Source organism: Paenibacillus sp. KN14-4R, from assembly GCF_052180255.1.
In the GTDB taxonomy this organism is placed as follows: domain Bacteria; phylum Bacillota; class Bacilli; order Paenibacillales; family NBRC-103111; genus Paenibacillus_AM.
The window spans coordinates 614419-635000 of record NZ_CP197466.1; the positions used below are offsets into that span (position 1 = coordinate 614419).

14 protein-coding genes and 1 riboswitch (1 of these 15 running past the window's edge) are annotated in these 20582 nt (G+C 43.7%); of the genes, 10 read left to right on the plus strand and 4 right to left on the minus strand.

Annotated elements, in window-relative coordinates; genetic code table 11:
• Positions 1–86 precede the first annotated feature (86 nt).
• The 4 genes from ACSBOP_RS03050 to ACSBOP_RS03065 form a co-directional block, all read right to left on the minus strand.
• Positions 87–416, minus strand: coding sequence for a DUF6054 family protein (locus ACSBOP_RS03050; RefSeq protein WP_442603023.1), 330 nt, complete (start codon positions 414–416; stop codon positions 87–89).
• Positions 417–542: 126 nt separating this feature from the next.
• Positions 543–5090, minus strand: a complete 4548-nt coding sequence (locus tag ACSBOP_RS03055; RefSeq protein WP_442603024.1) for a glutamate synthase-related protein — start codon at positions 5088–5090, stop codon at positions 543–545.
• A 403-nt stretch (positions 5091–5493) separates the two neighbouring features.
• Entirely contained in the window at positions 5494–6807 is a 1314-nt protein-coding gene (locus ACSBOP_RS03060) for a glutamate-1-semialdehyde 2,1-aminomutase (RefSeq protein WP_442603025.1), read from the minus strand.
• A 46-nt stretch (positions 6808–6853) separates the two neighbouring features.
• On the minus strand, positions 6854–7876 hold the full coding sequence (locus tag ACSBOP_RS03065; RefSeq protein ID WP_442603026.1) for an LCP family protein: 1023 nt from the start codon (positions 7874–7876) through the stop codon (positions 6854–6856).
• Positions 7877–8033: 157 nt separating this feature from the next.
• On the opposite strand from ACSBOP_RS03065, the gene ACSBOP_RS03070 reads away from it, so the two are divergent.
• The 10 genes from ACSBOP_RS03070 to ACSBOP_RS03115 all read left to right on the plus strand — a co-directional run.
• On the plus strand, positions 8034–9080 hold the full coding sequence (locus ACSBOP_RS03070; protein ID WP_442603027.1) for an ABC transporter ATP-binding protein: 1047 nt from the start codon (positions 8034–8036) through the stop codon (positions 9078–9080).
• Positions 9073–9867, plus strand: a complete 795-nt coding sequence (locus ACSBOP_RS03075) for an ABC transporter permease (protein ID WP_442603028.1) — start codon at positions 9073–9075, stop codon at positions 9865–9867. The genes ACSBOP_RS03070 and ACSBOP_RS03075 overlap by 8 nt, the downstream gene beginning before the upstream one ends.
• A 4-nt stretch (positions 9868–9871) precedes the next feature.
• The gene (locus ACSBOP_RS03080) at positions 9872–10657 is read left to right on the plus strand and encodes an ABC transporter permease (protein WP_442603029.1); all 786 of its coding nucleotides are present in this window, start codon (positions 9872–9874) and stop codon (positions 10655–10657) included.
• 50 nt (positions 10658–10707) lie between these two features.
• A complete protein-coding gene (gene bcp / locus ACSBOP_RS03085; protein WP_442603030.1) occupies positions 10708–11172 on the plus strand; it encodes a thioredoxin-dependent thiol peroxidase in 465 nt (154 codons plus the stop codon).
• Between the two features lie 268 nt (positions 11173–11440).
• The gene (locus tag ACSBOP_RS03090) at positions 11441–12760 is read left to right on the plus strand and encodes a polysaccharide deacetylase family protein (RefSeq protein WP_442603031.1); all 1320 of its coding nucleotides are present in this window, start codon (positions 11441–11443) and stop codon (positions 12758–12760) included.
• Between the two features lie 92 nt (positions 12761–12852).
• Positions 12853–13830 (plus strand): AAA family ATPase, encoded by a 978-nt coding sequence (locus ACSBOP_RS03095; RefSeq protein WP_442603032.1) that lies wholly within the window; start codon positions 12853–12855, stop codon positions 13828–13830.
• An 8-nt stretch (positions 13831–13838) separates the two neighbouring features.
• Positions 13839–15128, plus strand: a complete 1290-nt coding sequence (locus tag ACSBOP_RS03100) for a DUF58 domain-containing protein (RefSeq protein ID WP_442603033.1) — start codon at positions 13839–13841, stop codon at positions 15126–15128.
• Positions 15112–17358 carry a DUF4129 domain-containing transglutaminase family protein gene (locus tag ACSBOP_RS03105; RefSeq protein WP_442603034.1) on the plus strand — a complete coding sequence of 749 codons (2247 nt, stop codon included), beginning with the start codon at positions 15112–15114 and terminating at the stop codon, positions 17356–17358. Before ACSBOP_RS03100 ends, ACSBOP_RS03105 begins: the two co-directional genes overlap by 17 nt.
• Positions 17359–17473: 115 nt before the next feature.
• Positions 17474–19012 carry a glutamine-hydrolyzing GMP synthase gene (guaA, locus tag ACSBOP_RS03110; protein ID WP_442603035.1) on the plus strand — a complete coding sequence of 513 codons (1539 nt, stop codon included), beginning with the start codon at positions 17474–17476 and terminating at the stop codon, positions 19010–19012.
• A gap of 227 nt (positions 19013–19239) precedes the next feature.
• A riboswitch (purine riboswitch) is annotated at positions 19240–19341 on the plus strand.
• Positions 19337–20582, plus strand: the 5' portion of a protein-coding gene (locus tag ACSBOP_RS03115) for an NCS2 family permease (RefSeq protein ID WP_442603036.1). The gene runs 149 nt beyond the window's last position; only the first 1246 of its 1395 coding nucleotides appear in the window; its start codon is at positions 19337–19339; the stop codon falls past the right edge of the window. It overlaps the preceding riboswitch by 5 nt.

Genomic DNA, 20582 nt, shown 5'->3' on the forward strand with positions numbered 1-20582 from the left:
CAAACGAATAGTCTTCACTGTGACAAATATCACACAAAATGACGAAAGTGCATGTATTATCAGATAATTCAATGATATTTCACAAATTAGGAGATGATATAGTCTTGTAGAATGGACTCTACGCTGTTCACGAAATTTTGGCTTGCACCCCAATCGAATTTGAAAAACAACCCTTCCGAGCTTCCAGTTGAGATTACCCGAACATTGGTAACGCCTTGTAAATCATCAATTAAGACAACTAAAGCAACTTGATTTTTAGTACGGAAGTAATATTTTTCGAAAATAAGTGTTCCCATCTTCCTTCCATACTCGAGGTTATGGAACTCTTCATGGACGAGATCAGCATCTTGATGCTGAATAACGAGCGCATAAGCATCAGCAGGGGATAGGTTCACATTGAAACTGATTTTACTCATAGCAGATCACCTTTCTTTTGAAAAGGATATAACTTCGATATGCTTATATACGCAAATGACTTTCATTTGTTTCGTACAAAAAGAAGTGCCCGCTATAATTAAGGGGCACTTCTTCATGTTATAAAGTTATTCAGTTGCAACGGATTGATCCGCTTGTAACCCAACTGGTGCGATACGCACGAAGTTGTGCGCTAGATCAACAAGCAGGGCATCGATGCTCGCAGCTGCATCCGCTTGACCGGAGCTCGCAAGTTCGGTGCGATAAGCACCAAGTAACTCGGATAAGTCTTGTTTACTTTGCGGTCCGACAAATTCGATCTTAACCTTAGCACCTTTCGCGATACGGCGCTGGATTGCTTGAAGATCAAGACCCATCTTCTCGTTCAGTCGTTGATAAATCACACCACCGGTCATGCCTGCACACATCCATGGACCTGGATCGCCGAGTACAACTGCACGGCCGTTCGTCATATATTCAAAGGCAAAGCCCTTGAGATTTGCACGAGATGCGAGTCCACCAAGTTCATCACGGATTGGTTCTTTGATTTCACCACCGAATACCACATCCGCACCGGAGAAGCGAATACAAGCACGAGTATCGGCATTGCCTTGGATAAGGAACAAGCCTTTTTGCGCGCCATATCCGAATGATTTACCGACAGAACCGTCGATGTAAGTGCCATGTTGACCCGGTGATTTCAGGATCGCCACTTTACCCCCAAATGCGACTTTACCAACGCCGTCTTCAGCACCGCCGTGAACAGTAATGTTTACGCCACGTGCGTTAAAGGCTGCCAAACCATTACCAGGAACAGATCCATCATGCATGTGCAGGGATACGCTCGGCAATTCATCATAAGAGCCATCAAAGCGATCTCTAACACGGTGAGAAGCATATCTTGCACCTAGTATGCGTGATTCAGCATTGACCTTACTCCAGTTCCGCTCGATTGGAGTATCCCAAGCAAGTGCATCTGGGAAGAACTCTTGACCGAGGTTTCCTTCCGCAATTTTGATGTCAGAAGATGCAATAGCAACCTCAGCTTGTGCATGTGCCAGTTCCAAGGAAGCTGCTGCAGGCATTGGAGCAGCGCGTAGAATGTCCGATAAGTCAATGCGCTCAAGGTGACTGACTTGCTCAAGCAGGTCCGAGTGTCCCACGAGTTCTTGTAAATCTTTATAGCCTAAAGCAGCCACAATTTCACGAATTTCATCAGCCATTCCGCTGAATAAACGAACGAGTGAATCGACAGCTAGATCAAATTGACGAGGTACGAAGCGGCGAAGACCTTTTTCTTCGGCTTCTTCCAAGGAGTCAATTTGTGTTGCAATACCGACATGGCAAGTATCCAAGTGACAACCACGGCAAGTCGTGCAGCCAATCGCTTGCATAGAGAGGGAACCGAATCCGCAGCGGTTAGCGCCTAGCAGTACCATTTTGACAACATCCGCACCTGATTTTAATCCACCATCCGACCATAACTCCACTTGATTGCGTAGACCTGCTTCAATCAGGGCAACATGCGCCAGCTTTGTGCCAATTTCAGTTGGTAAGCCAACGTGGGTCAAGGAGTGTACCCGAGCAGCACCTGTACCGCCATCAAAGCCAGAGAGCGTAATGACATCTGCGCCGGCTTTGGCTACGCCGACAGCAATTGTTCCGATACCGGGTACAATCGGGATTTTCACGATAATTTTCGCTTTGCGACCGCTTGCTTCTTTCAGTTCCGAGATCATTTGCGCCAAGTCTTCGATCGAATAAATATCATGATTGTTAGATGGTGAGATCAGATCCGAACCAATCGTTGCATTACGAGCTGCAGCGATTTTTGCTGTTACTTTAGAACCTGGAAGATGTCCGCCTTCACCGGGTTTCGCGCCTTGACCTATCTTGATTTCCAAGAAAGCTACGGCATTTGCAAGTTCGATGTTGACGCCAAAACGTCCGGAAGCGACCTGCGCACCACGGGTCTTTTTGTAACGGCCAAGCATATCTTTAATTTCTCCGCCCTCACCGTTCATCGTCACCATGTTCAGACGCTCACCAGCTTCTGCGTAAGCTCGAAATGCTGTTTCATTCTGAGAGCCGAAGGACATGGAGGAAATGAGCATCGGCAAGGAATGATCGCCGACTGCAAGGTTTACATCTGAAGGTTGGAATGGTGTGCGGCCATCTTGAAGTGCTTTTGCATAATTAAAATCAGCCACGTGACGGATCGAAATTGGGTTTTTCTGTTCTTCCTCACGTAATTTATCACGGTAATCCGCATAAGGTGCAGCTCCAGAAGAAGCATCCCCGAGCGCTTTCCACATCCGTTGGAAGAAGCGGAAGTTTTTCGCAGCTTTCGCTTTAGGATTCGTGTAATCGAAGTAGCGCTTTTCAGCATCTGCCTCTAGTTCGCTAAAACCGGTTCCAACTTCTTGACTACCTAAATAGTTAACAATATCAAGTACTTCCGCAATTTCAGGCTTCAATCCAATGGAAGAGAAGAAGCGGGTATAACCGCGTAATTCATGCGTACCAATCGTTGAGATAACTTTCTCAAGACCTTTGGACAAGGCTGTATATACTCTGCGTGCTGCAACAGCACCTTCTTTAACGGATGCCGTTTGGAACAAGATATAAGGTGAGATGATGTCCGCGCCTAAGCCGCAAGCAACGGCAATGTCATGTAGGTTTCGAATCGCGGCTGAGCGAAGTACGATTGAAGCTTGACGACGTAGATTGTTACCAAGCGCAATTTTTTCAGCACGCAGGCGGATATCAACTTTGGATACTGCTAAGTGAGGTTCAATCCATAGACGGTCATTCTGATGAGCGCCTTTATCATCAAGCACTAAGAGCGAAGATCCGCCACGTACAGCAGTAGCTGCTTCTTCAGCGAGTGTATCTAACGCATCGCTAAGGGATGTGCCCCGAGCAAATGTTGTGGATAACACCGTCGTTTGACCACTGAACATCGTAAGCAAAGCCTCATAGCTAGGTTGTAATAAGTGCTGCTCGGAATCGACCCCATTAGCGCCCTCAAGCACTAGTGGTGCAAGTAATTCAACACGAAGACGTTGGTCCAAGCTGCCATATACAGCAGGACGCGGACCTACAACGATACGAGTAGAGAAGTGCTCCATTTCCCGGTCGCGGTCAATCGCAGGATTTGTTACTACAGCGACGCTTTCTTTTATGAAATCTGGAATGTTCTGACGTTCCCAGTGTAAAGCCGCGTGAGGCGCATCATGTCCGAGAGAGCGAATCGGTTCTGCACCCGTTTCTGCCATTTGTTCGATCATCGATATGCCATCCCGATCCCAACCAAATGCGCTGTATACCGCATCGGTTACATCAGCAGCTTCATCTGCTGCACATCCTACAATTCCATCTAGATCAGGACTCAGGTGCTTGCGCATGCCAGTAAAGTCAACACGCTTGGAAGCACGCTCTAATACGAGATTTTGTACTTCATAATACGGAACCACTTGAACAGGTTGACCTGCTGTTAATTGAACGCCGATTTTTTCCCCGGGTGCAATTGGCTTTGGTTCTGCGACCATGTTACCAACATTCACTACCCCTTGCTCCGAAGAGAAATAGAAGGATTCTGCCGTTTCAACCATCCATACGGGGCGAAGTCCTAGCGCATCAACAGAGAATATACACTCATTGCCATAGCGGGATACGATACCTGCTGGACCTTGTGCATAGTGACCCCAAATTTGGCGGAAGTACACATATAAATCTTGAAGCTCCGGACGGAAACTTTTCATTTCATTAATAATAGGAGGGAAGATGAGTTCCATGGCTTCGAACAAACTCATGCCAAAACGGTGAATGAATGTTTCAATTACACGGTTCATATCCTGCGAGTCAGAGCCGCCATCTACAAGTGGAACGCCGATCATATCCGCTTCAATGCGCATTTTCTTAACGGTATTAATCTCACCATTATGCCCGAGCAGTGAGAACGGCTGCACACGGAAGAACGAAGATAGGGTGTTCGTGGAATAGCGATTATGTCCAACTGTTACTTGAGAAGCAAACAATGGATCGCGTGTATCGTTAAAATATTGCTGTAAAATTGTTGCTGATCCCATTACTTTATAAGCAGCTGTCACATGGCTAAGCGTAGCAACGTGAACGCGGAATTGATTATCGATGGCAATATGAAGCTCGTAAAGTGCATTTGCAATGTCCTCATGAGACGAATCACTGAGAGCGGCAATTTGCCAAAATAAAGGTTCATCATTCAACCCGTTTGCACCAAGAACCGAGCGGTTTACGCCGTTTTCTTGCTCAAGAATAATGGAAATATTGTGTTTCGCGAACAATTTACGAATACCCGCTTGAATCGTATCGACCGACAAATCATCTTTACGCGGTACAAAAATATGTGCGACGGAGAATGCTTCATCATAAGCGAGAGAGCCATTCAGATTTGCATCTTGGAGTTTACGCTGCCATAAAGCGCGGGGGATATCAGTTAGAATACCGCATCCGTCTCCTTCGCCAGCGATAAAACCAGATCGGTGCTCCATTTTGACGAGGGCATCAATCGTTTTTTGAATGTTGCTAGTGGAAGGATGACCATCTTTTTCGATGATACATACAATGCCGCAGCTGTCGTGTTCGGTAAGTAATAAATTTTCAAAACGGCCTTCATTACGCATGGATTCGTTCATAGATCGGGGTCAGTTTCCTGACCTTCACCTCCTCAAAATGTTTGCAAAAATCAGAATGATAGCATATACATTTATTTTGCATAAATATACATATTGTAGAATATTTATGTTTGTTAAAAATAATAGATTCCTTATAAATGGCTATTGCTGAATCTTGCAAGGTGGGTAGTGAAAATGATCTTAATCGTATGAAAAATAAGTACAATAAGAATATCATGAACATCCTTTAGGAGACAATAACTCATGTTAGGTTTTCTAACGTGGAAACGATTACATTTTGCATAATTATGAATGAATTTATTTATATGGCTGATAAATAATTCATTAAACGCAAACGAACTATACCCGTATATCGAGTATAGTTCGTTTGTTGGTGTGTTTATGGTGATTTTTGAAGATCGATCTAATTGTTCATTTTAGCAAAAGCTCGTTCAGCCGCTTGAATCGTTACTTCGATATCTTCATCTGTATGCGCTAGCGTGACGAACCATGCTTCATATTTAGAAGGAGCCAGACAAATGCCTTCTTCCAGCATATAGCGGAAGAACATTGCAAATTGCTCGCCATCCGTATCTTGTGCCTCATTATAATTGGTTACTTGATGATTACAGAAGTGAGTCGAGATTGCACCGCCAATGCGGTTGATCGTCAGTGGCACGCCATGTTTTGCTGCCGCCGCGGCTAATCCTTCTGCGAGGCGTGCGCCTAAGCGCTCCAGTTTCTCATAACCGCCTGCCTCTTGAAGCACTTCAAGGCAGGCAATACCTGCGGCGATGGAGGCAGGGTTGCCTGCCATCGTACCAGCTTGATACGCAGGTCCGAGCGGAGCGACCTGCGCCATCACTTCCTTGCGGCCCCCATAAGCGCCAATCGGCAGTCCACCGCCGATTACCTTGCCTAGGGCCGTCAGGTCTGGCTCAATGGCCGCTGGGTCTGCGCCCAGGCCATTGTAAGTTTGCACCGTTCCGTAGTGGAACCGGAACGCTGTGATTACCTCGTCGTAGATGACGAGGGCGCCATGGCTGCGTGCCGCTTGGCAGAGCCCTTCGAGGAAACCTGGCTTCGGCATCACCATGCCGAAGTTTCCGACAATAGGCTCAACCATGACGGCAGCGATCTCGCCCTGCCAACGATCAAGCGCGGTGTTCAGCGCATCGAGATCGTTGAAAGGCACGGTTATCACTTCTTGTGCAATGGAAGCAGGTACACCTGCACTATCTGGCGTCCCCAGCGTGGAAGGACCAGAGCCTGCTGCAACAAGTACAAGATCCGAGTGACCGTGGTAACAACCTGCAAACTTTATTATTTTCGTTCGTCCTGTGTAAGCACGGGCAACGCGAATCGTTGTCATCACAGCTTCTGTGCCAGAGTTAACGAAGCGTACTTTATCGAGTGAAGGAATCGCTTCTTTTAACATTTTGGCAAATTTAATTTCAAGCGCAGTAGGAGTTCCGTACAAAGTTCCATTATGTGCAGCTTGGCAAATCGCCTCCGTAATATGAGGGTGAGCGTGCCCCGTAATAATGGGTCCGTAAGCAGCGAGGAAATCAATATACTTATTGCCATCCTCGTCCCAGAAATAAGCACCTTCGCCGCGTTTCATAAACACGGGGGCACCGCCACCGACTGCCTTGAATGATCGCGATGGAGAGTTAACTCCGCCTACAATATGTTCTAATGCCTCTTCATAAAGCTGTTCCGATCTTATACGTTCCATATTGGTATTTTCCCCTTTATTTCATAATTAAGCAGCAGACTAGCTGTTACTTCTTCCCATTTGAAGTGCCTTTGCTTGTTGTACTGCTTGAAGTTGCTTTATTTGTGGGTTGCCCCTCAGTTGTTATCGTGCCGTCAAAGATACCTTTGACATATTGTTGAAGCTTCGTTTTATCTGTCGTCACAACCGCCATGCCATCAATCATCCGGTCGGTATACAAATGCATCGGAGGCAATTGAATCGAGCTCATTTCCTTCGTATTCACCTCAAAAGCAAGTCCTGCCAGCTTCGTTAAGTCACTGATCTTTAAGTTCGTTTCGATGAAAGGCTCAACTTTGTTTAGAATCGTTGGCATTTTTAAAATAGAGGATGTTGACTGCATTTTCTGAGCAACAGCAGAGATGAATTTCCGCTGCCTTTCGGCACGACCGATATTATGCTGGTTATCGTGTCGGAATCGCACATATTGCAGCGCTGTTTTACCGTCCATTTGTTGAACACCTTTTTTCAGGTTAATGTCAAAAAGATGATTATCCGCTGCATCCGTGTATTTCATATCCTTCTCGACATCGATTGTAACACCACCTATGGAATCGACAAGGGCAATAAAACCTTTAAAGTCCGTGTACACGTAGTATTGAACCGGAATATTGAGCAGTTCACTTACGGTTCGCATTGCAAGATTTGGGCCGCCAAACGCAAGCGCTGCGTTAATTCGATTCTGGCCTTTGTTTGGAATCTTGACATATAAGTCACGCAAGATGGACATCATCGTTGCTTTCTTCGTCACGGGGTCGACAGAAAGCAGAATCATCGTATCCGATCGTGGCTTCTCCTTAATCGTTGATACGCGGGCATCGCCGCCCATAAGAAGGATGTTGACACGATCCTTCTTTTCCCAAACTGGAGGTAAGTTTTCTTTCTGCTGCTCCTTGGAAAAAAACGAATCTTGCTCTGACTTGTTGGAAATATTATTGGCGAAATTATAAAACGAATAAGCATAATACCCAACCCCAGCCAGTATGACAATGAGAAGTAAAAGCAGAAACCATTTCCACTTTCTTCGCAAGCTGTTCCCTCCTTTTCCATTCACTATGTCTTGTTGTATGATGTAAAAATGTACTTTTGCGGTGAGGGTCCCGCATATTATGACTCAATTATAGAGGTTTCAAAACAGGGATAGCAACCCAACTGCATGAAGTGGGAAGCAAGATAGGAGGAAACATATGCTAGCAATTGATGTGCATGATTTACGTAAGGAATTTAATGTACAAGTCAATCGCGGTGGGTTAAAAGGAGCCATGCGCGATTTATTTAATCGACAATATAAGCAAGTTACAGCGGTTAAAGATATTTCTTTTTCCATACCGAGTGGTGAGATTTGTGGTTATATTGGAGAGAATGGGGCAGGGAAGTCGACCACGATCAAGATGCTTACGGGGATTCTAGTACCCACATCAGGAGATATCAAGGTTAACGGATTTATACCCTATAAGGAACGTGAGAAATTTGTAAAAGAAATTGGTGTTGTTTTCGGTCAACGCTCACAGTTGTGGTGGGACTTAGGGGTTATCGAATCTTTTCAATTATTACGTAAAATTTATCGTGTGCCCGAAAATGATTTCAAAGCGATGCTCGATGAACTTGTGGAACGATTAGACTTAGGGGAATTGTTATCTAGACCGGTACGAAAGCTGAGCCTTGGACAACGGATGCGCTGTGAACTGGCAGCTTCGCTGCTTCATAATCCGTCTATTGTGTTCCTCGATGAGCCTACGATTGGATTAGATATTGTCGTAAAGACCGAAATTCGTGAATTTCTAAAAGATCTGAATCGCCGCTATGGGACGACAATCCTGTTAACCACCCATGACTTGCAAGATATTGAAGCGCTATGTTCACGGGTTATCATGCTTGATGATGGCCGCATTATTTATGATGGCGGTTTAGAAGAACTGAAGGAACGTTGGGGTCAAGGGAAAGAAGTTGTGCTGAAGTTCGAGCAATCCGTCACCCTGGAGCGTTTAGTGGAATTAACGGCAGGGTTAGACGTGGCATGGAAAATGAATGATGATCAAAGCGCGACCGCCTTCGTACCTCAGAAAACGGCTAATGTATCGGAAATGCTTGCTCGGGTTGTTGGCATGCTAGCGATTCGTGATATTCAAATTATTGAAACGAATACGGATGATATCGTTCGTGAAATTTATAAGTCCGGTTCAGCAAGCATACAGCGCGCAGAGGTGGAAGAGAGGTTAAGTGTCCATGTTTAGCGCGTATGTAGAAATTATTCGGATGCGGTTTTTGATGATGCTCGCTTACCGCGTCAATTATTATAGTGGCATTTTAATTTATGCCATTAACATTGGGTCTTATTATTTTCTATGGAAAGCGATATATGGTGGGACTGAGCAGCTTGGGGGACTCACGTTAACTCAGATGACCACGTACGTCGTGGTGTCGTGGATGAGTCGAGCGTTTTATTTTAACAACTTAGATCGTGAGATTGCCAATGACATTCGGGATGGTTCTGTCGCGGTGCAATTCATTCGTCCTTACAATTATATTATCGTAAAAATGATGCAAGGCTTCGGTGAAGGGATGTTCCGCTTACTGCTGTTCACAACACCCGGTCTTGTCATTGTATCCTTGCTATTCCCCGTTGAATTGCCAAGGGACTTGAGTGTATGGGGGATATACTTGCTGATGCTAGTGTTTGCTTTCCTGATTAACTCGCAAATTAACATCATCACCGGGTTATCTGCCTTTTTCTTAGAAAATGCAGAAGGCTTGATGCGCATGAAACGTGTTGCAATTGATTTATTTTCAGGACTGATTGTTCCGATTGCTTTGTTCCCAGGTTGGGCAGAGCGCATACTCGTATACTTGCCATTTCAAGCGATCACGTACTTACCGGGATCTGTCTTCACAGGTCGGGTGACGGGAAATGCGGTTTGGGGTCTGATTGGATTGCAGATCATATGGTTCTTGGTGCTTATCATTCCGATGATCTTGTTATGGAGAGCAGCACGTACGCGGCTGTTCGTACAAGGAGGGTGAAGCGATGTTTTATTTAGGACTGGCAGCTGGGTATTTGAAAAATTATATCAAAACACGCCTCACGTACCGTTCGGACTTTTGGATCGAGGTGCTGTCTGATTTATTATTTAACGGACTAAATTTATTGTTCATTCTTGTTGTATTTAATCAAACGGATTCACTCGGGGGTTGGAATCGAGAGCAAATTTTGTTCATTTATGGCTTTTTTATGATTCCGTATGGCTTATTTTCAGCTGTCTTTAATTTATACGGATTTTCGGAGCGCTATATTGTAAAAGGGGAAATGGACCGTATCCTAACACGCCCCGCGTATAACTTGTACCAGATTATTTTGGAGAACTTGGACCCAGCCGCCTTGTTTAGCTCACTTGCAGGTGCGGTCGTTATGGGATATTCCTGGACGAAGCTAGATATTTCATGGTCGTGGTACGATCCATTCGTGTTTATTGCACTTATAATCGGAGCTGTAATGATTTACTTCGGCGTATTTATTGCCATTACAGCAACAGCTTTTTACTCGGATGCGCCGACAGGCATTATGCCACTCATCTGGAACATTCAGAACTATGGGCGTTATCCGATTACGATCTACAACAAGTTGTTAAAAGGGTTATTAACATTCCTGCTCCCGTTTGCTTTTGTCGGCTTTTATCCTGCAGCATATTTCCTTGATCCAGACAATTGGATGGGCTATGCCCTAATGACACCTGTCGTGGGTATTGTCTTCTTTATTCTCGGTTTGTTTATCTGGAATACAGGCGTACATCGTTACCGCGGAGCGGGTTCGTAGAGAATGTGTTTAGAACATAGAACTTTTTGCAAAAAAGGAGTTAATACTTCATGTCTACACTGGAAATAGGTCAAGTTGTTCCAGATTTCACCTTACCAGCTTCGACCGGTGATGAGATATCACTTCGTGATTATCGTGGTAAGAAAATCATTATCTATTTTTATCCGAAAGATGCAACACCAGCTTGCACACAAGAAGCATGCGACTTTCGCGATCTGTATGGATCCTTTGGAGAGCATAACGCAGTCGTGCTCGGAATATCGCCTGATCCATTAAAGTCTCATGAGAAATTTACGACTAAACACACCTTACCATTCCCACTACTGTCAGATCCGGATCATAAAGTTAGTGAGTTGTTTGGTGTATGGAAACTAAAGAAATTATACGGACGTGAATATATGGGCATTGAACGTTCGACGTTTTTAATCGATGAACAGGGTAATCTTGTGCAAGCATGGCGTAAGGTTCGAGTAAAAGGTCATGTCGAGGATGTATTGAAAGTGTCAATGGAATAATATTTTTTCATTTCTAAATGAAGGGCAGTTTCCGTAAGGGGACTGCTTTTTTTGTTATGGGAAAAAGAAGGGAAAATGCACATTGATGTTTAATTCTCCATATAACAATCATGTGCACAGTCGCTCAGCAGGTGTCTTATCCATGAAGCGAAGGCAGGTATGCTAGATGAGGTAGGTTTTTCTATGAGTCGAAGTCATACTCTAGTTCCTACCAACATATAATCTAGCATCGGGCAAAATAGTAGATTGTATGGAGGGACCCCTAGTTATGCGAAAATTTGATCTGAACCGAAAATGTTTGGCTGTACGATTTAATCTTCTTTTTCTTGCTGTTATTGTTTTCGTTACACTTGTTCCTCCTAGGGATGTTTCTGCAAAAGATACATCTGATTCTGTTTATGAGCAGCTATTATCAGGTAAGAAAATTTTGCAGCCTCGTACCTATGAAAAACCTGAGAAACCAACGGTATACCTTACTTTTGACGATGGTCCAAGTGATCTGACACCTAAAGTGCTGGATATATTAAAAAAGGAAGGCATTCAAGCCACTTTTTTCGTATGCGGCGATCAAGTTGTTACAAGGAAAGATGTCTTAAAGCGTATTGTTGATGAAGGCCATGCCATTGGTAATCATTCCTATAATCATGTTTATAAAGAGCTTTATGGAGATTTCAATAACTTCTGGTCCCAAATTCAAAAGACCGAGAAGATCATTCAAGAGGTAAGTGGGGTTCGAACACCTTTAATTCGTGCACCTGGGGGAACGGCAACAAACTTTGACGCCTTTTATTTCTATTATTTAGATCAAGCTGGATATACGGTATACGATTGGAATATCGACAGTGGAGACTCTCGTAGAGTTAACGTGCCTGCAAGTGAGATCACTACGACTGTGGAGAATAGCCCGTTACGGCATGAACTAACTGTACTGCTGCATGATGGCACAGGACATAAGGGATCAGTTGATGCATTGCCAGCTATTATTCATCACTTTAAAAATAAAGGTTATTCCTTTGCGCCTATTACAACGAAGGTAAATCCAGAGCAATTCGCTGTGAAGAAGCTGAAATGGACGCGTAGTGTGAGCGACGCTTCTTTTAATAAGCAGCTTGGAGAGGCTCGTCAATATGCAGTTGAACACGCCGAGACTAAACCAGTAGCTATCGAGGAACCGGAACAAGAGGTGCGTCCTTCATTAGAACTAAATGTAGGAAAGCAACGGATGAACATGCCGCCAACACAGTACCTTTTGGATAATCATAAGGTATTAAAGGTGCCTTTACGGACGTTGGTTGAGAGCATGGGTGGTACGATTAAATGGGATGAAGTGAAGCAGAGAGTCATCGTGCATTTTGGGGCAGTGAATCTGGAATACGACACGGTGCATCGTAAAGTGGATACGTTTTATATGGGGCAGCGAGTAAAGACGTATGTATTAGCAGATCTCCAGTGGCAGGATGGCAGTATCTATGTGCCTTGGCGTACACTGATGGAACAATTGGGGCAGAAAGGTTCTTTTTCAGAGGGGGAGAAGATGCTTAATCTGACGATTACACCACGAAGTCTATTTCAACTTCTCAAAGTCTAGCATAATTATGATGTGACACGTCTAAATAGATAGGGAATAGGAAAAGCTAGAAGCATAACCTTTTAAAGGCGAATAAAGGAGGCTTCTTCATCATGCGAATTCCTATTCTATTATATGATCAACCCGCCAAAATTGTGGAGAGAATGATTCAACAACTAGAGAAAGTGATGATTGGCAAAAGAGAAATGATTGAAAAATCGCTCATTGCGATGTTAGCAGGTGGCCATTTGCTGCTAGAAGATGCGCCAGGCGTAGGTAAAACAAGGCTTGCACGTGCTCTGGCACGAACAATGGGCTGCGATTTGAAACGTATACAATGCACACCCGATTTGATGCCTTCGGACATCACAGGCATATCTGTGCTCAATCCGCTGACACATGAATTTGAATTTCGGCAAGGTCCTCTATTTACTTCTTTTATCCTCGCAGATGAACTCAATCGGACGACACCTAAGACACAAGCTGCTTTTTTGGAAGCGATGGAAGAGCGCAAGGTGAGTGTGGATGGCATCAGTTACACCTTACCTGAACCCTTTCATCTTATAGCGACACAAAACTCTCTTGACTATGAAGGGACCTATCCGCTGCCTGAAGCGCAGCTTGATCGATTTATATTACGCTTAAGTATTGGCTACCCAGCTATTAAAGATGAAATATTAATGCTTGATCACATTCTAAATCAACGTGCGATAGAAGATTTGAAGCCGGTTGTTCTGCCAGAGGAGTGGCTGCTTCTGGAGAAGGAGGCTTCTGCTGTCCATGTCGATCAATCTGTAAAAGTGTACATTGTCGGTCTCACATCATCCACAAGGAATCATCCGCATCTCCGTAGTGGCGCAAGTCCACGGGCATCTTATGCATTGATGCGTGCTGCACAAGCGAGAGCTTTAATGCTCGGTCGCAGTTACGTCATACCCGATGATGTCAAAGCACTTACTTATGATGTATTGGCACATCGCTTATCTTTAACCCCACAAGCCGAGATGGCAGGATATGATGTAGCGAACATTTTGGGTGAATCGATTGCCAGCGTTGCGACTCCGTTTATGCCTCATGTCTCGTCTAGGTAGGTGAGGACATGAAAACAGGAGGAAAATGGTTTTTTCTACTCGTTATGAGTGCGATCTGGCTTACAATGAGCTTGTCGTTTGGTGGAGTGGCAAATTGGTTTCTCGTTGGTGTTTTTGGTTTATTAACGATTAGTGCGTTGTTATTTCCACTATTAACTCTGATTCAAGTCGAAGTCTCTCACACGTTGTCTGCGAAGTGTGTCGTTAGCGGTAATGATATATTCGTGTCTGTTGATGTTAAGCAGCGCTCCTTACTCCCATTGCCTTGGCTAATTATAAAAGAAACATGGCAGCATGACGGTGGTGGGGGAGATTTAGAGTTTCAGCAGCTCATATTTCCTTGGTTTCATTCTCGAATGAATGTCTCGTATGTTTTGAATGGATTGCATCGGGGAACATATCGACTTATTCGCACAGAGCTTATTGCTGGGGATTTTCTTGGATTCACGGTGCGTAAACGGAGTTTGGTCCAGAAGAAGACATGTCTGATTACACCCAAGCCTTGGCTAGGACAGTGGAATGGGGCATTATCAGCAGGAACTGAGGGTCGGCGATTTCAGCATGTGACGATGCCAACGCACAATCTGATTCGTTCTGGTGTTCGCGAATATACGAATGGTGACCCACTTAATAGGATTCATTGGAAAGCAACCGCTCGAACTGGGAAGCTGCACACCAAGGAAGAAGGCAATTCGCAAACGGACAAAATCTTGCTGCTGCTTGATGGTGGAATGGCTAAAGGATCGGATGAAAAGTATGAAACATATAAACGTACCGGTTTCCCTTCCAAAAAAGAGCCTGTGAAGCGGTTAGATTATTTGTTCGAGCAACGTGTTGAACTTGCAGCTGGTATTTTACAAGAAACCAGATATGTGGGTACGGAAGTGCGATTTGCTACCAATGCGATTCAGGGTGAAGCTACAGGTGCTTATTTCTCTATGCCTAGCACAATGGATTGGAATGTTTGTAATGAGGGTTTGTCCCATTTGCAGGTTGGAGCGGGAATGTCTTTTGCAGACCTGCTAGTGAAAGAAAGTTCGCATATCCATACACAGATCTCTCTAATCTGCATCGTCTCTACCTTGGATGAGAATATCGTCGAAGCTTTGCATCGATGGATCAGACGTAAACGTTCAATAAAGCTTTATGTTGTACAAGATAGCATTCAGACCCTGTATTATATAGAACGCTTGGAAAATCTCGGATGCCAAGTTGTTTTATTGGAACCTAGGAATCCTTACATGAATACACAGCAGACTCCTACATTAGGAGGTGCTGCTGATGTCAGAATCTCTTAACCCAACCGTCTTAAGTCGATTTATCTTATCTATCGGACTCTTTTTTCTCATATGGGAATGGCTGCGTCCGATGCACGATATGATTGAGTTGAACGAACAGCAATTTGTCTATCCCGTCTTAATAATGAGTGGGCTCTTTCTATTGATGAATTGCATATCTGTTCCCATTTATTTAATGTGGCTAATAAAATGTATGGTGTTAATCGGTACGTTGGGTTATATGTTTAGTCCTGTTTTTGGAGTGCAGTGGATCGTTGATATAGGCGACATCTTGGTGCAGGATTTTATTCGCCTAACACTAGGGGATTGGCTTTCCATTAGTTCGGAGTTAAGAATGCTATGTTTTTTAATATGTTTAACATTAATGCTCCACCTGGTTCAGCATGTTATGGTGCAATATAACGCAATCGTTTGGTTTGTAGTCTTGACGCTCCTATATTTAGCATTGCTGCAATTGTTTTTGGAACTCGATACGGTAATTGCTATGTTCCGTGTGAGTGCAATAGGGCTAGCGATGGCGAGTCTTTTGCATTTACAAGAAATTAAATGGATTTACAATATTAAGATAAGGCCTAACGGCTGGCCAACCCATTGGTTCATTGCCAGTTTTATTCTAGGTGCCCTTATTTTCGTTGGTGGTTTATATGCAGCGCATACGCAGTCAAAGCCGCTTATGCAGCCTTTTTCCTCTGAACGACTTGTGGATAGCTTAGGAAAGATTACAGGTGTCAATTTCTCGGATTGGTCGAGCAATAAGTTAGCGGCGTCGAAGCATGCAACAACAGGTTATGGTGAGGATGATTCCAACCTAGGCGGCCCAACTACTGCGGATAACGAAATTGTCTTTACCGCTCGAACACCATACCTTACTTACTGGCGCGGTGAATCGAAGAGCTTTTACAATGGAACCGGTTGGCAACAACTTACAAATAATCAGAATAGAGTCACTTACTCAAACGATACCCCATCATCTTCTTCATTAATTGAGCAAGAAGTCATGTGGAAAAACAACACTGCTAATTATCAATTGTTTAGTGGAGGAACTCTTCGACGTATAGAGACATTGCTTTCGATTGATGGACAGGAAATTCAGACTAATTCGATTTATATGGATTTGTCCTCAGGTGAAACTAAATTAACATCTACAGCAACACCAATTAGCTTTTATAAGCTAGGGGTACAACCGCTGCAATGGGCGGACAGTGCTTCCTCGAATCGGACAGCGAATTTTTCACGCAATGACTATGATCAGGTGCCAAATGCATTTATGGAGGAATACTTACAGCTGCCTTCGCAGCTTCCGACTCGTATTCGCGAATTATCGGAGCAAATCACAGCAGGTGTAGTGACAGATTCCGATAGAGCAAGAGCGATTGCCAATTACCTGCGGACAAATTATGCCTACAGTCTCGACAAACCAACATTTCCCGGGAAAAGTGAAGACTTTGTCGATCACTTCTTATTCGTAGATCGTGCAGGCTACTGCAATCATTTTTCAAGTGCAATGGTTGTCATGCTGCGTTCGATTGGAATTCCAGCAAGATATGTAAAAGGATTCGCTCCAGGCGAAATTGTTGATCGTTCGGAAAATGGTAAACTGACTGTCACTGTTCGTAATCGCGATGCCCATTCTTGGGTTGAGGTATATGATTCTACACAAGGTTGGATATCCTATGAACCGACACCGGGATTTACTTTGCAGCAAGGCAATAAATCACAGGAAGTAGCTAATCGTGTGATTGCCGAACAAGGAACACATAATGAAGTCATGCCAATAAGGGCTAATTCATTTGGGGATCAAGTTCCTAATATGTACGAATTGAATCAAGTTATGAAAGCATCATCAGAGTTTGTATATATGATAGGTGGCGTACTGCTTCTCATCATTTTTTGGCTATTGCTGATATGGCGTCGATCCATAAAGCGTCGAAAAGTGGAGGTTGATCCACTTTCTATTTCATATCGGTTTTATCAAGCACCATCGCAGCATCGGCTTATCTTAAATAGTATGGATCGTATGTGGCGGCAGTTATTCCGTAAATATGGTCGTAAAATACCTAATCAGACTGCCCGTGAATATGTTCTGTCGCTAACAACAACAGGCGATACAGCTCGAAAAGCCTTAGATGAGTTTGTTTCCTTGTATGAAGGTATTCGACATGATCAAACCTCGAACACCATTTCAACACAGGAGTTGACAAATTTATGGAGACGCATAAATAGCGAGTAGATTCCTTGACCCTCCTCCAGACGTTATATATAATGGACAAGATTAAAGTGGTAGCTTACGTGGTTAAGCTCCCTAATAAGCCAGAGCATTTTTAAATATAGGAGGATTGCGGATTATGTCTAAACCGAATGAAATGATCGTCGTAATGGACTTTGGCGGTCAATATAACCAACTTATTGCAAGAAGAATACGTGATCTTGGTGTTTATAGTGAATTAGTACCATTTAATACACCAGCGGAAAAGATCAAGGAAATGAACCCGCGTGGTATCGTATTCTCGGGAGGACCGTCATCTGTATATGGTGAAGGCGCACCTCAAGTAGATCCCGGTGTATACGAGCTTAATGTTCCGATTATGGGAATTTGCTATGGTATGCAGCTAATGGCTCACCAAATGAACGGTAAAGTAGAGAAAGCAAGCAAGCGCGAGTACGGTAAAGCTGAAGTTGAGTTTATTGCAGGTTCCCGCCTAGTTGAGGGCTTAGAGGGCAACCAAGTGGTATGGATGAGCCATGGAGATCACGTTGTTGAACTTCCTGAAGGCTTCGTACTTGACGCAAGCACAGAGCACGCGCCAATCGCGGCAATGAGTCATCCGGAAAAAAGTTTCTATGCGGTTCAATTCCACCCAGAAGTGCGTCACTCTGTTCAAGGTAACGAAATGATTCGTAACTTCGTTTACAATGTATGTGGATGTACAGGTGACTGGAGCATGGTTACATTTGTTGAGGATGCCATTCGTGAAATTCGTGAACAAGTCGGCGACCGTAAAGTACTTTGTGCACTAAGTGGCGGCGTAGATTCATCCGTTGTTGCGATTCTTATTCACAAAGCAATTGGTGATCAATTGACATGTATGTTTATTGATCATGGTTTATTGCGTAAAGGTGAAGCAGAGAGCGTAATGGAGACGTTCGTAGGCAAATTCGATATGCACGTTGTTAAGATTGATGCTCGTGATCGCTTCTTAGGTAAGCTTGTTGGCGTTGATGATCCAGAACAAAAACGTAAAATTATCGGTAACGAATTTATCTATTGCTTCCAAGAAGAGTCCGAGAAATTGGGTCAATTTGATTTCTTAGCGCAAGGTACACTGTACACGGACATTGTTGAAAGTGGTACAGCAACTGCACAAACAATCAAATCCCATCATAATGTGGGCGGATTACCAGAGGACATTAAATTTGAACTGATTGAGCCACTCAAAACATTGTTCAAAGACGAAGTTCGTAAAGTAGGCGAGGAGTGCGGTCTTCCAGCTGCAATCGTTTGGCGTCAGCCATTCCCTGGACCAGGTCTTGCGATTCGAGTTCTAGGTGAAGTAACGGAAGATAAACTGCAAATTGTGCGTGAGTCCGATGCGATTTTACGTGACGAAATTGCAAAAGCAGGTCTAGACCGTGAGATCTGGCAGTACTTCACTGCACTTCCGAATATGAAAAGTGTTGGTGTAATGGGCGATGCTCGTACTTACTCCTACACAGTTGGTATCCGTGCAGTTACTTCCATCGATGGAATGACAGCAGACTGGGCTCGTATTCCTTGGGATGTTCTTGAGAAAATCTCTGTGCGGATTGTAAATGAGGTTGATAACGTAAATCGTATCGTTTACGATGTTACTTCCAAGCCACCAGCAACAATTGAGTGGGAATAAATAATTTGATAAAATAAACCATAACCCGGAAGTGGGACCTTTGAAAAAAGTGCCCATACTCCGGGTTTTTTGTATTTTAGAAGGCTAAAACCAATCCATCTTCCTGATCATCTTCTATTCGCATAGAAGTTCTTATTTAGTTTGTTAACGGATAATTTATTAAAACCGAACGGTAATTGAATTTTTAACAATTAATGTTCGGATTAATTATTGACAAAATTCGAGCTTTTCCCTTACAATAAGCGAATACTATAATCTCAGGAATGGGCCTGGGAGTATCTACGAGATCACCGTAATGATCTGTATCTAGGAGGAAAAATACAAATGGATCGCTTTTTTAAGTTGAAGGAAAATGGTACGAATATCCGTACCGAAATCATGGCGGGTATTACAACTTTTATGGCAATGGCATATATTCTTGCTGTAAACCCGAATGTTCTTACTGCATTTAGATCGGGAGCTACTGGTGGCGATTGGAACCAAGTATTCTTGGCCACTGCGATTGCAGCGGGTGTCATGACCATTATTATGGGTCTTCTTGTTAACTTCCCAGTTGCACTTGCACCGGGTATGGGGTTAAATGCTTATTTCGCTGCAGTAATCCTTGGTTCACAAGGGAAATTTACATTTGAAATGGCCTTAACAGCAGTGTTTATCTCGGGAATTATCTTCCTTTTACTAACAGTAACGAAAGTTCGCCAGTTAATGATTGTAGCTGTACCCGATGCTTTGAAGCATGCAATTACAGTCGGAATTGGGTTGTTCATCGCACTACTTGGAATTAAAAATTCTGGGCTGCTTACAATTGCAGTTGAAACGAATAATGATATTGCGGCACATGCGCATACTAAGCTTAAATATTTTGAAACCATCTTTTCACTTGGAAGCCTTCATGACCCAGAAGTCCAAACTGTTATTTTCGGATTAATTCTAATTGCAGTCTTGATGGTATTACATGTTCGTGGTGCAATCTTGTACGGTATTTTAGGATCAACGATTTTCGCGATTTGTGTGGGTCTTGTTGATTTCAACTCACTGAGCGCTTCAGGAACACAATGGGTTCCTGACTTTAGACAAATTCGTTTTGCGGATTTTGACTTCCCTGGCATCATGAGTACTGGGATTATAACAGTCATCCTGACATTCACTTTCGTGGAATTATTCGATACATTCGGTACGATGGTTGGTACGGCAAATCGTGCAGGTATTATGAAGAATAAACAAGAAGGTACGAAAAGAGTCGGTAAAGCAATGTTGGTTGACGCAATCGGTGTTAGTGGTGGTGCGTTATTAGGTACATCAACCGTAACAGCTTTCGTGGAAAGTACGGCTGGTATCGCTCAAGGTGGTCGTACAGGCCTAACAGCTGTAACAACAGGCGTTTGCTTCCTATTATCTTTGTTCTTAGCACCTGTAGTTTTCTTGATTCCTGGAGCTGCAACTTCGGCAGCGTTGATCGTTGTAGGGGTTCTTATGATGCAATCCATCCGCGAAATTGATTTCTCGGACATGGTAATAGCAATTCCAGCTTTCTTAACAATCGTATTGATGCCATTCACTTTTTCAATTG